The 12,008-nt window shown below is 38.9% G+C and carries 15 protein-coding genes; 8 read left to right on the top strand and 7 right to left on the bottom strand.

Annotation, left to right across the window (positions count from 1 at the left end; all coding sequences use genetic code 11):
- Nucleotides 1-10 precede the first annotated feature (10 nt).
- The 3 genes from RM553_RS02770 (at nt 11) to RM553_RS02760 (ending at nt 1,728) form a co-directional block, all read left to right on the top strand.
- Nucleotides 11-628, top strand: a complete 618-nt coding sequence (locus RM553_RS02770; protein ID WP_311533456.1) for a YqaA family protein — start codon at nt 11-13, stop codon at nt 626-628.
- Between the two features lie 127 nt (nt 629-755).
- On the top strand, nt 756-1,517 hold the full coding sequence (locus RM553_RS02765) for a DUF1206 domain-containing protein (protein ID WP_311533455.1): 762 nt from the start codon (nt 756-758) through the stop codon (nt 1,515-1,517).
- 52 nt (nt 1,518-1,569) lie between these two features.
- Entirely contained in the window at nt 1,570-1,728 is a 159-nt protein-coding gene (locus RM553_RS02760) for a YqaE/Pmp3 family membrane protein (protein ID WP_311533454.1), read from the top strand.
- A gap of 59 nt (nt 1,729-1,787) precedes the next feature.
- Here the strand turns inward: RM553_RS02760 and galE are convergent, their stop codons facing one another.
- Nucleotides 1,788-2,819, bottom strand: coding sequence for a UDP-glucose 4-epimerase GalE (galE, locus tag RM553_RS02755; RefSeq protein WP_311533453.1), 1,032 nt, complete (start codon nt 2,817-2,819; stop codon nt 1,788-1,790).
- Between the two features lie 163 nt (nt 2,820-2,982).
- Here galE and RM553_RS02750 point away from each other — a divergent pair, with 163 nt between their 5' ends.
- The 4 genes from RM553_RS02750 to RM553_RS02735 all read left to right on the top strand — a co-directional run bounded on the left by RM553_RS02750 (nt 2,983) and on the right by RM553_RS02735 (nt 6,740).
- Nucleotides 2,983-3,267: a DUF3817 domain-containing protein gene (locus RM553_RS02750; RefSeq protein WP_311533452.1), complete on the top strand. Its 285-nt coding sequence runs from the start codon at nt 2,983-2,985 to the stop codon at nt 3,265-3,267.
- A gap of 3 nt (nt 3,268-3,270) precedes the next feature.
- Nucleotides 3,271-4,581: a mechanosensitive ion channel family protein gene (locus RM553_RS02745; RefSeq protein WP_311533451.1), complete on the top strand. Its 1,311-nt coding sequence runs from the start codon at nt 3,271-3,273 to the stop codon at nt 4,579-4,581.
- Nucleotides 4,582-4,612: 31 nt separating this feature from the next.
- Nucleotides 4,613-5,734, top strand: a complete 1,122-nt coding sequence (locus tag RM553_RS02740; RefSeq protein WP_311533450.1) for an endonuclease/exonuclease/phosphatase family protein — start codon at nt 4,613-4,615, stop codon at nt 5,732-5,734.
- Between the two features lie 82 nt (nt 5,735-5,816).
- Complete coding sequence (locus tag RM553_RS02735) at nt 5,817-6,740, top strand: mechanosensitive ion channel family protein (protein WP_311533449.1); 924 nt, start codon at nt 5,817-5,819, stop codon at nt 6,738-6,740.
- On the opposite strand, the gene RM553_RS02730 is transcribed toward RM553_RS02735, so the two are convergent.
- The 4 genes from RM553_RS02730 to RM553_RS02715 form a co-directional block, all read right to left on the bottom strand.
- Complete coding sequence (locus RM553_RS02730; protein WP_311533448.1) at nt 6,737-7,126, bottom strand: acyl-CoA thioesterase; 390 nt, start codon at nt 7,124-7,126, stop codon at nt 6,737-6,739. The two genes, RM553_RS02735 and RM553_RS02730, sit on opposite strands and share 4 nt — an antisense overlap.
- A gap of 106 nt (nt 7,127-7,232) precedes the next feature.
- Nucleotides 7,233-7,646 carry an NUDIX domain-containing protein gene (locus RM553_RS02725; RefSeq protein ID WP_311533447.1) on the bottom strand — a complete coding sequence of 138 codons (414 nt, stop codon included), beginning with the start codon at nt 7,644-7,646 and terminating at the stop codon, nt 7,233-7,235.
- A 2-nt stretch (nt 7,647-7,648) separates the two neighbouring features.
- Nucleotides 7,649-8,518 (bottom strand): DUF72 domain-containing protein, encoded by an 870-nt coding sequence (locus tag RM553_RS02720; protein ID WP_311533446.1) that lies wholly within the window; start codon nt 8,516-8,518, stop codon nt 7,649-7,651.
- A gap of 10 nt (nt 8,519-8,528) precedes the next feature.
- Complete coding sequence (locus tag RM553_RS02715; protein ID WP_311533445.1) at nt 8,529-9,887, bottom strand: NAD-dependent succinate-semialdehyde dehydrogenase; 1,359 nt, start codon at nt 9,885-9,887, stop codon at nt 8,529-8,531.
- A 174-nt stretch (nt 9,888-10,061) separates the two neighbouring features.
- Between RM553_RS02715 and RM553_RS02710 the strand changes: the two genes are divergently transcribed.
- Nucleotides 10,062-10,469 carry a glyoxalase gene (locus RM553_RS02710; RefSeq protein ID WP_311533444.1) on the top strand — a complete coding sequence of 136 codons (408 nt, stop codon included), beginning with the start codon at nt 10,062-10,064 and terminating at the stop codon, nt 10,467-10,469.
- On the opposite strand, the gene RM553_RS02705 is transcribed toward RM553_RS02710, so the two are convergent.
- Nucleotides 10,446-11,174: a DUF3307 domain-containing protein gene (locus RM553_RS02705; RefSeq protein ID WP_311533443.1), complete on the bottom strand. Its 729-nt coding sequence runs from the start codon at nt 11,172-11,174 to the stop codon at nt 10,446-10,448. The genes RM553_RS02710 and RM553_RS02705 overlap by 24 nt on opposite strands.
- Nucleotides 11,171-11,836, bottom strand: a complete 666-nt coding sequence (locus RM553_RS02700) for a hypothetical protein (RefSeq protein ID WP_311533442.1) — start codon at nt 11,834-11,836, stop codon at nt 11,171-11,173. Before RM553_RS02700 ends, RM553_RS02705 begins: the two co-directional genes overlap by 4 nt.
- Nucleotides 11,837-12,008 lie beyond the last annotated feature (172 nt).

Raw genomic sequence — 12,008 nt, 5'->3', positions numbered from 1 at the left:
AAGAAGATTGATGAAAAAGAAAGCGAAATCTAAAAAGAAGTCGCGTATACGCCTATTGCACCAGTACTATGCTTATACCGGATTCTATAGATTTGTGTGGAAAAGCGTAAAAAAAGCAATTTTACCCATTATACTTTTTGTAGGTGCATTACTGGCATTGGATTATTTTGTGCTGGATATCGAAAAAATGCTGGTTACCGTTACCGAAACTTATTCCCCTTTAGGGATTATCAGTGTCTTTTTTATTTCAGAATCTTTGCTGGGCCTTGTTCCTCCTGAACTTTTTATCGCCTGGTCCGGCAAATCTGCTAGCCCTATTCTCAATTTGTCCCTGCTTGCCACGGCTTCTTATTGCGGCGGGATTGTTTCTTATCACATAGGCCGCGGAATAACTAAAATTAGATATGTACATGAGCAGCTGGAAGTAAAAATGGCGCAACATATCGCAAATACGCGTAAATGGGGCGGATTTTTAATTATTGTGGGGGCACTTCTTCCTATTCCTTTTTCTATAACCAGTATTGCAGCAGGTATAATAAAATTTCCTTTTCCCAGTTATCTCATGTTCGGACTGCTGCGCTATGTAAGATTCTATCTTTACGCCCTCGTTATTTTCGAGATGGTATAGCTCCTAAAATCTTCAAAATTATAATTAAACTTTTCCCAAATGAAGCTTTGATGTATTTCATTTAAAGTAAATTGAATCTCATCAACCGGAAAATAGCAGTAAGGAAATGGATTATAAGTGTAAGAAAATGGCTCGTACAGGGTACGTCGCCAAAGGCACTGTGTACGCAATCACCGGTGTTCTTACTTTTCTTGCGGCTTTTAATCTTGGAGGGCAAAAAACAGGAAAACTTCAGGTAATTGAATTTCTTGAAAAGCAGCCATTCGGTAAGGCTCTGCTCATCCTGATTGGATTAGGATTTTTATGCTATTCCTGCTGGCGGTTTATACAGGCTATACAAGACCCTGAAGGAGAAGGAAAAAACGCGCAGGCAAAATTGGAACGAACGGGTTTTTTTGCCAGCGGGCTGCTTTATCTTATCCTCGCAGGATATTCTATAATGCAGGCTTTTAATCCTGGTTCCTCTTCAGGTAGTAGCCAACAGAAAGCCTCTTTTCTTGCCGGCGACGCAGGAGTATATATCTACGCTATTGTAGGAATGGGTTTAATAATTGCCAGTTTTTATCAATTCAAAAAGGTATTTACAGGAACTTTCCTGGATAAGTTTAAAGAAAGATCAGTTTCAGAAACCAAAAGAAGAAAAACCATAGAACATACAGGAAAGATGGGGCTTGCCGCACGAGGAACTATTTTAGCCATTTTAGCCTATTTTTTTATACATGCAGCAATAGTTTCCAATATCACAGATATAAAAGGAACGGCAGATGCTTTTTCGTTCCTTCAGGAATACTCGTATGGTTCATGGCTTATGGGACTAGTTGCTGCCGGGCTGGTATGCTATTCCGTTTATGTGTTTATGATGGTGAGGTATCGTGAATTTAAAGACTAATAAACTTAAAGTAATACAAGTCATATTTAATAACCACTAAAAACCAGATAAAATGTCAGTACTTACAATTATCTTAAATATTCTTTTACCACCATTAGCCGTTTACATGAAGCATGGTGTTGGATCAACCTTATTAATAAGTATAATCTTAACTATAATTGGTTGGATCCCAGGAGTTATACACGCGTTCCTGGTTAATGGTACGAGATAGGTAAAAAAAGAGGTGCAGGAAATTTTCCTGCACCTCTTCTACATTTAGAAATTGTACTATTAATTATTCCTTTCATTTACAGCCTTTTCCCATTTCCATGCACTTTGCAATGCTTCTGATAAAGAGAAATCTGCTTTCCATCCCAGCTCATTGTTCGCCTTTTCAGTGTCAGCATAAGCAGCGATAACATCACCTTCCCTCCTGTTGGCGATCTTATAAGGCAATTTTTGACCTGTTGATTCTTCAAAAGTGTTTATAACTTCCAGTACTGAATTTCCCTGCCCTGTCCCAAGGTTAAAAACTTCAAAATTCGATTCTTCTTCATTATTTACCAATCGTTTTAAAGCAACAACATGGGCCCTGGCAAGATCCATAACATGTATGTAATCCCTTATACAAGTGCCATCTTCAGTAGGATAATCATTTCCAAAAACCGAAAGTTCCTTTCTTTTTCCAATTGCGGTTTGGGTGATAAAAGGCACCAGGTTCTGCGGGGTACCTATAGGCAATTCTCCTATTTCAGCGGAAGGATGAGCTCCTATTGGATTAAAATAGCGCAGGCATATTGCCTTTAGATTAGAATATACTTTACAGGTATCAAAAATAATTTCTTCGCCAATCTGCTTGGTATTTCCGTAAGGAGATTCGGCTTTTTTTACAGGAGCATTTTCTGTAATAGGCAAGTTATCTGCCTGCCCGTAAACGGTGCAGGACGAACTAAAAATAAAATTTGCTTTTTGCTTTTCACTCAATTCCTGCAAAAGGTAAACAAGAGTTGAAAGGTTGTTCTCATAGTACAGCAAAGGATTCTCGACACTCTCCCCTACCGCCTTTGAAGCTGCAAAATGAATCACCCCTTCTATATCTGGATTTTTCTGGAAAAAGCTTTTTACTGCTGCTTTATCTCTAAGGTCCATTTTTTCAAATTCGGGCTCTTTATTTGTTATGCGTGTTATTCCTCCCAGAACATCTACTGAAGAATTGGAAAGGTTATCTATAATAACCACATCAAAACCCTGCTCCTGAAGGGCTACTACGGTATGGGATCCTATAAAACCCAATCCTCCCGTAACTAAGATTTTTTTATTCATAAGTTTGGTTGTTGCTGCTGCAAATTAAGAAAAATAATCAGAAAAAGTTTTATGGAAATTTATGAATGTAAATTAGACGCTAATAATATTACTATTGCAAATTTCCTGAATTCCAATGCTAAATTCTCCATATGCTTTATCTTTGCACCCCAAAATGAGGAATATGCAATTGGAGCAGAAAAAAAACATCTTTAAATGGATTAGTATACTGGAAGGAATTTCTTTCCTGGTCTTACTACTCCTCGCTATGCCGCTAAAATATATGTTTGATTACCCTCAACCGGTTCGTTATGTGGGTATGGCTCATGGAATTCTTTTTATTGCTTATGTTTTTGGTGCGTTCCTCTTGTATAGCACCATGAAATGGAAAGTCAAGGACCTCACATTAATCCTGCTATTTTCCCTGGTACCATTTGGGCCTTTTTATGTAGAAAGAAAATACCTTTAATCTATGGACCTCAATCAGGAATTTGAATATATAACTTGCATTGTAGAGAGGGTCCTGGTATCGCAGGGGGTGAATACCATTGTGGCTTCCTATATAAATATGCTGGTAAACCTGGCAATTCTTTTCCTTTTGGTCTGGATTATAAAATATTTGATCAGGCACTTTGTTGTGGAGTCTTTTAAAGCCTTCACAGATAAAACGGTGACCACTTTTGATGATTTCCTTATCCAGAGCAATTTCCCAAAATATGTGGGGCAGATTATTCCCCTGCTCCTTATTTATTATTCGCTGCCCTACATTTTTGCCGATTTTCCAGGCTTATTGGAGGGATCATTTTTTTCCTTTAACCTGTACATCTTTCTTAATATCTATGCCATTATTCTTTGCGTATGGATTGTGAGAAGCCTCATAAGAACCTCCAGGAATTATCTTAAGACTCAGGAAGAATACAGTGATAAGCCTATAGACAGTTACAGCCAGGTCGTGCTCATTATCCTTTGGGTAATAGGCTTCATGTTTATTTTTGCTGAAATTACCGGGGAATCAGTGGTGAGTTTTGCACTTTCCCTTGGTGCTGCTTCCGCCATTTTATTACTTGTTTTTAAAGACACCATCCTCGGTTTTGTGGCTTCTATCCAGGTTTCGGTAAACGATATTGTTCGTATTGGGGACTGGATTACATTCAGCCGTTATGGAGCAGATGGTAATGTGACAGAAATTAACCTGGCAACGGTACGGGTTCAAAACTGGGACAACACCTTTACCACCATTCCTACTTACAGCCTTATTTCAGATTCTTTTCAAAACTGGAGGGGAATGCAGGAAAGTCCTGGCAGGAGGATTAGAAGGGCAATTTATATTAAACAGAATTCCGTAAAGTTTTTAACCACGGAAGACCTTCAGCATTTTAAAAAGATAAAATTGATTTCAGATTATGTTGAAAACCGGCAGCAGGAAATCGACAGGTACAATGAAAAAAATGGTGTGGATAAGAGCATTCTTTTAAATGGAAGGAATCAAACGAACCTCGGAATCTTTCGAAAATATGCCGATAATTACCTTCATGAGCATTCTGCCATCAATAAAGACCTTTATATTATTGTAAGGCAGCTTGCCCCAACTGCGCAGGGGCTGCCGCTCGAAATCCTGTGCTTCAGCAAAGATAAAAGATGGGAAAATTTTGAATATATTACTGCTGATATTTTTGACCATCTTATTGCAGCAATTCCTTTTTTCAAACTGAAACTTTTTGAAGCCCCGTCCGGAGATGATTTCCAGCACATAAAATTTGATTCCCGGCATACAAAAGTTTAAACTATATTAGACGGAAATAATTTTCCCCATAATGAAATTAAAACCCTTTTTGAGGGGCTTTGGCATAATTGCAATTTTGCTGACCATTATTCCCCTGGCCGCAGCAGATTACTGGTGGGTGCGTATGTTTGATTATCCGCATATCCAGCTTACCATTCTTACTATGGTTGCACTCGTGGTTTACTTTGCAAGGTTTGATATCAGGTCCTGGAAAGATTATGCTTTCGTTGGACTGCTTACCGCCTGTTTTGCTTTTCAGCTAATCAAGATATACCCATATCTTCCCCATAAGGATTATGAAGTAGGTAATGCTTCCGCAGAAATCAGTAAGGAAAATACGATCCGGTTTTTTGCAGCCAATGTGCTTCAGAAAAATAAAAATCCAAAACCACTTATTGAAGAACTGAAAAAGGAAAATCCAGACATTGTACTACTCACCGAAACTAATAAAAAATGGCAATCTGAACTGGCAGAAGTCACTTTAGACTTCCCTTATAAAGTTGAAGCTCCACTTGATAATACGTATGGTATGTTATTGTACTCCAGGCTAAAACTTAAAAATCCGGAAATACATTATCTTATAGATGACAGTATCCCTTCCATCCACAGTGTAATAGAATTGGATTCAGGAAAAGAAATTCAGCTTTATGCCATTCACCCTACACCACCAATGCCGCAGCACAATCCTTCTTCTACAGACAGGGATGCAGAGATGATGATGATTGCCAAAAAAGCAAGAGAATCCAAACTGCCTGTTATCGTGGCCGGTGATTTTAATGATGTTGCGTGGAGTGGGACCACAGGTTTGTTTAAAAATGTTGGAGGATTACTCGATATAAGGGTTGGCCGCGGATTTTATAATACTTTTGATGCGGGCAGCAATATTTTACGCTGGCCGCTGGACCACTTTTTTGTATCAGAAGAATTCCGGCTGGTAAAATGTAGGGCGATGTCCACCATAGATTCAGATCATTTTCCTTTCTATATTACTGTAAGCCTTGAGCCGGAGAGGGCTAAGGAACAAATCCCTGAAACTCCCACCAGCCAACAGCTAAAAAGGGCAAATGATCAGATTGCTGCAGCCATAAAGAAACAGAAAGAAGAGGAAAAAGAAGAACGAAAAGAAAAGGGCAAGCAGGCTTACCGGCAATAGTTACAAGCCACAAATTGACTAATTTGATCAAAATCTTCGTTTTTCAGATGCTTAATTGGTATTTTAGAGAAAATTTTTGCTGATGCAACAGGCAAATGCTTACAATTCCACCACACTGGAAGATGCCTTTTCAAGGTTTTACCACAATTTTATTGAACAATTACCCGGCATTGGCCTCGGGATACTTATTATTATCCTGGGAGTTCTAATTGGAGGCTGGATAGGAAGGTTTGCGACTAAACGCATTTCTGCCCGTACTCACGATCCTCTTATGAGCCGGTTTTTAGGAAAGACAATCCGCTTTATGTTTGTGGTAACGGCAATTATGCTGGCATTACGTGCGGCAGGTTTAGGCGGGATCGCAACCGGAGTGCTTACTGCAGCGGGTGCAAGTGCTCTTATACTGGGTTTTGCATTCAAAGATATTGGGGAAAATTTTATTTCAGGAATAATCTTAGCTTTCAACCGTCCTTTTGATATAGAAGATACGGTTGAAATTGGTGAAAATTTCGGCAAGGTAAAAGCCCTGGAATTCCGCTATACTAAATTGAAAACCTTTGACGGTAAGGATGTTTATATTCCCAATAGTGATGTGCTCACAAAACCTGTTACCAATTTTACTGAAGACGGGTTCTTTAGATGGAGCTTTGTAATTGGGATTGCTTATGAAGATAACATCGATGGCGCCAAGCAAACTGTTATGGAAGCGCTGAGGAAAGAGCCTAACGTTATTGAAGATGCCGAACATGAAAATTTTGTGATTGAAGACGAGCTGGCTACAAGTACCGTTAACCTAAAAGTATTTTTTTGGGTGGATACAAAAGATTTCAGGAGAATGGCTTTAATTACCAAAGGGAACGTGGTGCGGGCTGTAAAGGAAGCCCTGGAAGAAGATGGTTTCTATATGCCCGCCGATATTCAGGAAATCAAATTATACGGTGGAGAAAAAGAATTTCCTGTACGTCTCGCAGAAAAGCCGAAAGAGCAGCCCGGGCAGAATCCTTAGTTTGCCAGCCTGTCCTTAACGAATTCTACCTGCGTTTTACCATGCGGTTTTGAACGTCCATTTTCATCCAGGGAAACCATCACGATTTTATCTATAGTAATTATTGTTTCCCGGGTCATTTTATTGCGTACTTCACACTTCAGCGTTAGAGAAGCCGTACCAAATTTTACAACTTCAATCCCAATTTCCACAATATCCCCTTCCCTGGCAGAACTGCGAAAATCGATTTCGCTCATAAATTTAGTGACAGTCTTAGGATTTTCCAGCTGAATAATACTGTAAAGAGCACACTCTTCATCAATCCATTCTAAAAGTTTTCCACCAAATAAAGTCCTGTTGGGATTTAAGTCTCCGGGTTTTACCCATTTTCTGGTATGGAATCTCATAATTTTAAAAATGATTATAATTTAAAATAAAATATGAAAGAATCTGTGCTGGAAAAAATTAGCCGGCAGACATGATAAATCTCCTGGTTAATATTCAGAAAATTTATCAAAGAAGCCTGCGCGCAGCTTTAATAATTTCGTCATGGTCAAAAGCCAGTTCAGGAAGTTTATCCAATTCAAACCATTTTGCCTCTCCGGCATCATCACCTGCTTTTAAATCTTCTTCGCAAAAAATCCGGCTCAAAAAGGCAATAGAAATCATTCTTCCACGAGGATCCCTTCCGGGTTTACCAAAAGCCTTTATTTGCTCCATAGATTTCACATCAACTCCTGTTTCTTCTTTCAACTCTCTTTTAGCTGCATCCTCCAGCTCCTCCCCATCTTCCATAAAACCACCGGGTAGTGCCCATTGTTCCTTAAAAGGATCATTTTTTCTCTTTACAAGCAACACCTTAAAAAGATTATTTACGTTACACAAAACAACGCTATCTACTGTTATTGTTATATCCTGCTTTCCCATTTCTATAAAGTTTTTGGTATTTTAATATCAGTTTTAAACCTGTCATTGAACTTTTCAATGAAATATGCAGATAATAAAGGAGAGGCTTCTTCAAGATTTTGGTGCACGAAGAAATAGACATTCTTTAACCCCATTTTATACCACTCCTCTATTTTCTCCAGCCAGTCATCAAGCCTGGTATAGTCACTTTTGTGGTTGGCCCCATTGTAGCGAATAAAAGCAGTATCTGTAGTGAGCCGCATGTGCAACAAATCCCTTCTTCCTGCACTATCTGTAATAATACTGGTTATATTGTGCTTTTTCAGGATGTCATTTAATTCACTGGCTACCAAAGGATCATTATACCAGTCAGTATGCCGTAGTTCCGCCGCCAGGGGAATTTCTTTTGGCCAGTGTTTAAAAAAAGGCTCCAGCCTTTCGATAAATTTTGGCTGAAAATTATCTGGCATCTGAAGAAAAACCATACCCAGTTTGTCTTTGAGCGGTAACATATTGGTTACAAAATCGTCTACCAAAGTCTCACAGTCATTTAGCCTTTTAAGATGACTGATGAGCCGGGGGACTTTCGGGAAAAATTTGAAATCCCCTGCTGCCTTATCTGCCCATTTTTCAAATTGAGCTTCAGGAAACATGCGGTAAAAGGAAGCGTTTAATTCGATGGAATTAAATCGTGTGCTATAGTAACCAAGCTCATCTTTAGTGCCGCGGGGATAAAAATTCTTCAAATCTGTCCTGTTCCACTTGGCACAGCCAATCCTGACATCTTTAAAATCTTCAGGTTCATAATTTGAAAGAACTTCTTTTGTTTGTTGATGAGTGGCCGGAAGGGAGAAATTTATAATCTCCGGATTGTCAACTTTTCCGAATTTCATTTAAAACCTTTTAATATTTATTGAAATATACGGTTTTTCTGTTTACAAACTCCCTTATTCCGTGCTCCGAAAGTTCCCTGCCATAACCAGATTCTTTGGTACCTCCAAAAGGAAGACGTGGGTCACTTTTAACCAGTTCATTGATAAAAACAGCACCATCATCAAACTGAGGCACAAGTTTTTTTGCGAAATCAAAATTCTCTGTAAAAATGGAAACTCCCAGGCCAAAAGAAGAACTGTTTACCAGTTCCACCGCTTCCTTTTCATCTTCAAAAGTGGTTACCGAAATTGCAGGGCCAAAGGTTTCCTCTTTAAAAACGGGCATATCTTTGGTTACATTGTCCACTACAGTAGGCTCGTAGTAAGCCTTGTCTCTCTTTCCTCCTAACAGGATTTCTGCACCCTGTTCTACAGATCTTTTAACCTGGTCTTCCAGGTCTTCAGCGAGGTCTTCCCTGGCCAGAACTCCAATGTAGGTTTCTTCATCCAGAGGATCTCCGCTTTTGAGCGATTTTACCTCTTCAATAAACTGCTTCAAAAAATTATCCTTTATATTTTTATGAAGTAGTAATCGTTTTCCGGCAATACAACTTTGCCCGGTATTCTGGTAACGCGCCTGTACACAGGTTTTAACAGCCTCTTCAAGATTGGCATCTTCGAACACTACTAGGGCATTACTGCCCCCAAGTTCCAGCACGGACTTCTTAATTTTTTTTCCGGCAACCGCAGCTACGGCGCTTCCCGCAGGTTTACTACCGGTGAGTGTTACCGCTTTCACCCTTTTATCTTTAATAATATCTTCCACTTTTTTACTGCCAATTACCAGATTTTGGAAGCAGCCCTTGGGAAATCCTGCCCTTTCAAAAACTTTCTGGATATTATTTGCAGATCTCATCACATTACTGGCATGCTTCAGCACTCCAATATTGCCAGCCATTAGAGCAGGGGCAGCGAACCTAAAAACCTGCCAGAATGGAAAATTCCACGGCATCACTGCTAGCACAACCCCTAAGGGTTCATAACTTACATAACTGTTAGCCGCTTCGGTCTCGATCTGCTCATCGGCAAGATGCTTTTCAGCATTTTCAGCATAATACTCACATACCCATGCGCACTTTTCTATTTCTGCAATAGATTGTTTAATTGGTTTTCCCATTTCCAGGCTAATGTCCCTGGCGTATTCCTCCTTATTGTCTTTAAGCTCTTCCGCAGCAGCTTTCATTAGTTTAGACCGCTCCTCAAAAGGGGTTTTACTCCAGGTTTTAAAGGTTGAATTCGCCGTATCCAGGGCTTTATCTATTTGTTCTTTAGTATATTCCTCAAATTTCTCAATTTCTTCGCCGTTGTATGGATTCTTTGAAATAATCATTTTTCTTCTTCTTTTATTTCGTTTCTTCTAAATATAAAAGAAGTGCAGGACATGCGGGAGCGATTAAGAGGATTTTAACTTGCTCCCGCTTTTGTTTATAAGTAGTTTACAAGTAAGGCAGAGAAAAAGATTTTTATGCTGCGGAATGCTTAAATTTAAGAAACTTTACCCGCCATGAATGCACGCGATCTTCATTTAACCGAATTGAGACCCGAAATTCCTTCAGCAAAAGTTTCGGAGAGCATGAGCCTGGATGAGCAATTTCAAAACCGTACTTTGAGACCTGTCGCCAAACTTCAGAATGAATTGCTTCTTGCTGTTTTCCGTAATTATGTCTCTAAACACAAGAATGCTTTTTACGAGATAAGCCTGGAAAAACGTCTTAAATATATTGAGAATGCCATCCAGAAGGATATTAAATTCAGAAATTCCCTTAAAGGAATTATTATAGGGCAGTTTACACTTTCGGAATATGCCGATTATATTAAAAATTCTTCTGCTCTGAATAAGCGGATGATGAATATTGTGAAAGAGCGGTTGCAGGATAATATCCAGCTTTTAGAAAGAGATATGGTATATTAACAGGCCCAAAACAATAGTTATAGCGAAACTCATAAGGGTTCCTATAAGTACGTATTCCGTTTGTTTTCTAGCGCCGGCTTCAGATTTATCGCTGAAGCGCAGGATAGACTTTGCGGCGATTAAAAACCCTATTGCTGAAAAATTCCCGGTCAGGATAAAAGTAAGCACCAGGATCCTTTCAAAAATTCCAATATAGCGCCCTGCCGCTTCCAGGCTTACACTTTTCCCATCTTCAAGAAGTTCATTATGCCAGCGTTGGGTGGCTTTTCCTATAATGAAACCTACAGGAAAAATAACCAGCAGGTATCCTGTGATTATAGCCAGTACGGCAGTGGAAGAAAAGAAATTTCCTATAAATGGAATAATCTCCCCAAATCCATAGGTTAAATAAACCCATGCTGCCAAAATAATTAGAAGATGGAAGAATTGATCTAAAAGGAATACTCGAAGATTATCTTTTTTATGAATCAATTTCCAGAAATCTATAAAAAAATGGGTTAAAGAAATGAATAAAGCTATATACCATAACTTCCAATTCTGCAACAGGATATATGTTAGAATACCAGCAATTAAGGAATGCAAATAGAGATAACCGGAAGCCGCTTTAAATTTTCGTTTATGCAGTACCCATTTGGTTGGCTGAAAAACAAAATCGGTGAGGATATGTGCCAGCAAGAGTTGAAGTAAAACGAGCAAAGGCATCATACATTGAATTTTTCTGAGATTACTTTTTCATATCTTTTTAGCAGGGAAGAAATGGCGTCCCAGCCGGCAGCTTTTTTTCTCTGGTTTACGGCAGATTGACTGATTTCCAGCTTATCGGCTATTTCCTGTTCTTTATAACCATGCAGGAGATAGAAAACCACTTCTGCGGAAGCGGTGCTCCATTTTTCAATAAAAGTGTCCAGGAGCAATAAACTACTGTCAAACTCTCCATTAATGTTCTCATCTGGGGTTTTTAGCATGATGGTTCTTGTGGATTTTTTCATCTCATCCAAAGTACGTCCTGAAAACTGAAATGCCTGCCCATTGGATTCCGCAACAGAGTCCCGTAGAAAATCATACTCCCCTATTCCTATTGCTATTTTTGAATCTGCTTCTTTCGAAAATGCCTTACCAGAACTTTGACTGGTGGAAATTTTATTTATTGCCGCTTTTAAAATTAAGCTTAGATGCAGTGCCTTTTCAGGATTTTGAATTACCCCCTGAAAGCTATCTCCCCTGTAGATCCTGAAATTTGCCCTTTCTTCCCCTTCCTTTTCCTGTATTTTTTCAAATTCCTCATTTAGGACGGATATCACCCGGGTTAGCAGCTGTTGGCTGTAACCGGAGGAATTAATGAGATCGGCAGTAATCACGGCTATCATACCTCAAATATAATATATATTAGGTTATATCCTAATAATTAGCTGTTATAAGTTTATAGACTTATAAATATAGTTTATAAGGATAAAACCTTATTTAATTTCTACGGAATTTTGTCGGCATATTAAACTTTTGCTAAAAGTTCTTTCAGAAAATGTGTGATACCTAATTTTA

It is taken from the genome of Autumnicola tepida, assembly GCF_031846485.1.
GTDB lineage: Bacteria > Bacteroidota > Bacteroidia > Flavobacteriales > Flavobacteriaceae > Autumnicola > Autumnicola tepida.
The sequence above is the reverse complement of the archived record's forward strand: the minus strand, read 5'-3'. Positions and strand labels throughout refer to the sequence as shown.

Coding starts and splice junctions, on each gene's coding strand:
- RM553_RS02770 (WP_311533456.1), top strand. CDS start 11: ATGAAAAAGAAAGCGAAATCTAAAAAGAAGTCGCGTATACGCCTATTG.
- RM553_RS02765 (WP_311533455.1), top strand. CDS start 756: ATGGCTCGTACAGGGTACGTCGCCAAAGGCACTGTGTACGCAATCACC.
- RM553_RS02760 (WP_311533454.1), top strand. CDS start 1,570: ATGTCAGTACTTACAATTATCTTAAATATTCTTTTACCACCATTAGCC.
- galE (WP_311533453.1), bottom strand. CDS start 2,819: ATGAATAAAAAAATCTTAGTTACGGGAGGATTGGGTTTTATAGGATCC.
- RM553_RS02750 (WP_311533452.1), top strand. CDS start 2,983: ATGCAATTGGAGCAGAAAAAAAACATCTTTAAATGGATTAGTATACTG.
- RM553_RS02745 (WP_311533451.1), top strand. CDS start 3,271: ATGGACCTCAATCAGGAATTTGAATATATAACTTGCATTGTAGAGAGG.
- RM553_RS02740 (WP_311533450.1), top strand. CDS start 4,613: ATGAAATTAAAACCCTTTTTGAGGGGCTTTGGCATAATTGCAATTTTG.
- RM553_RS02735 (WP_311533449.1), top strand. CDS start 5,817: ATGCAACAGGCAAATGCTTACAATTCCACCACACTGGAAGATGCCTTT.
- RM553_RS02730 (WP_311533448.1), bottom strand. CDS start 7,126: ATGAGATTCCATACCAGAAAATGGGTAAAACCCGGAGACTTAAATCCC.
- RM553_RS02725 (WP_311533447.1), bottom strand. CDS start 7,646: ATGGGAAAGCAGGATATAACAATAACAGTAGATAGCGTTGTTTTGTGT.
- RM553_RS02720 (WP_311533446.1), bottom strand. CDS start 8,518: ATGAAATTCGGAAAAGTTGACAATCCGGAGATTATAAATTTCTCCCTT.
- RM553_RS02715 (WP_311533445.1), bottom strand. CDS start 9,887: ATGATTATTTCAAAGAATCCATACAACGGCGAAGAAATTGAGAAATTT.
- RM553_RS02710 (WP_311533444.1), top strand. CDS start 10,062: ATGAATGCACGCGATCTTCATTTAACCGAATTGAGACCCGAAATTCCT.
- RM553_RS02705 (WP_311533443.1), bottom strand. CDS start 11,174: ATGATGCCTTTGCTCGTTTTACTTCAACTCTTGCTGGCACATATCCTC.
- RM553_RS02700 (WP_311533442.1), bottom strand. CDS start 11,836: ATGATAGCCGTGATTACTGCCGATCTCATTAATTCCTCCGGTTACAGC.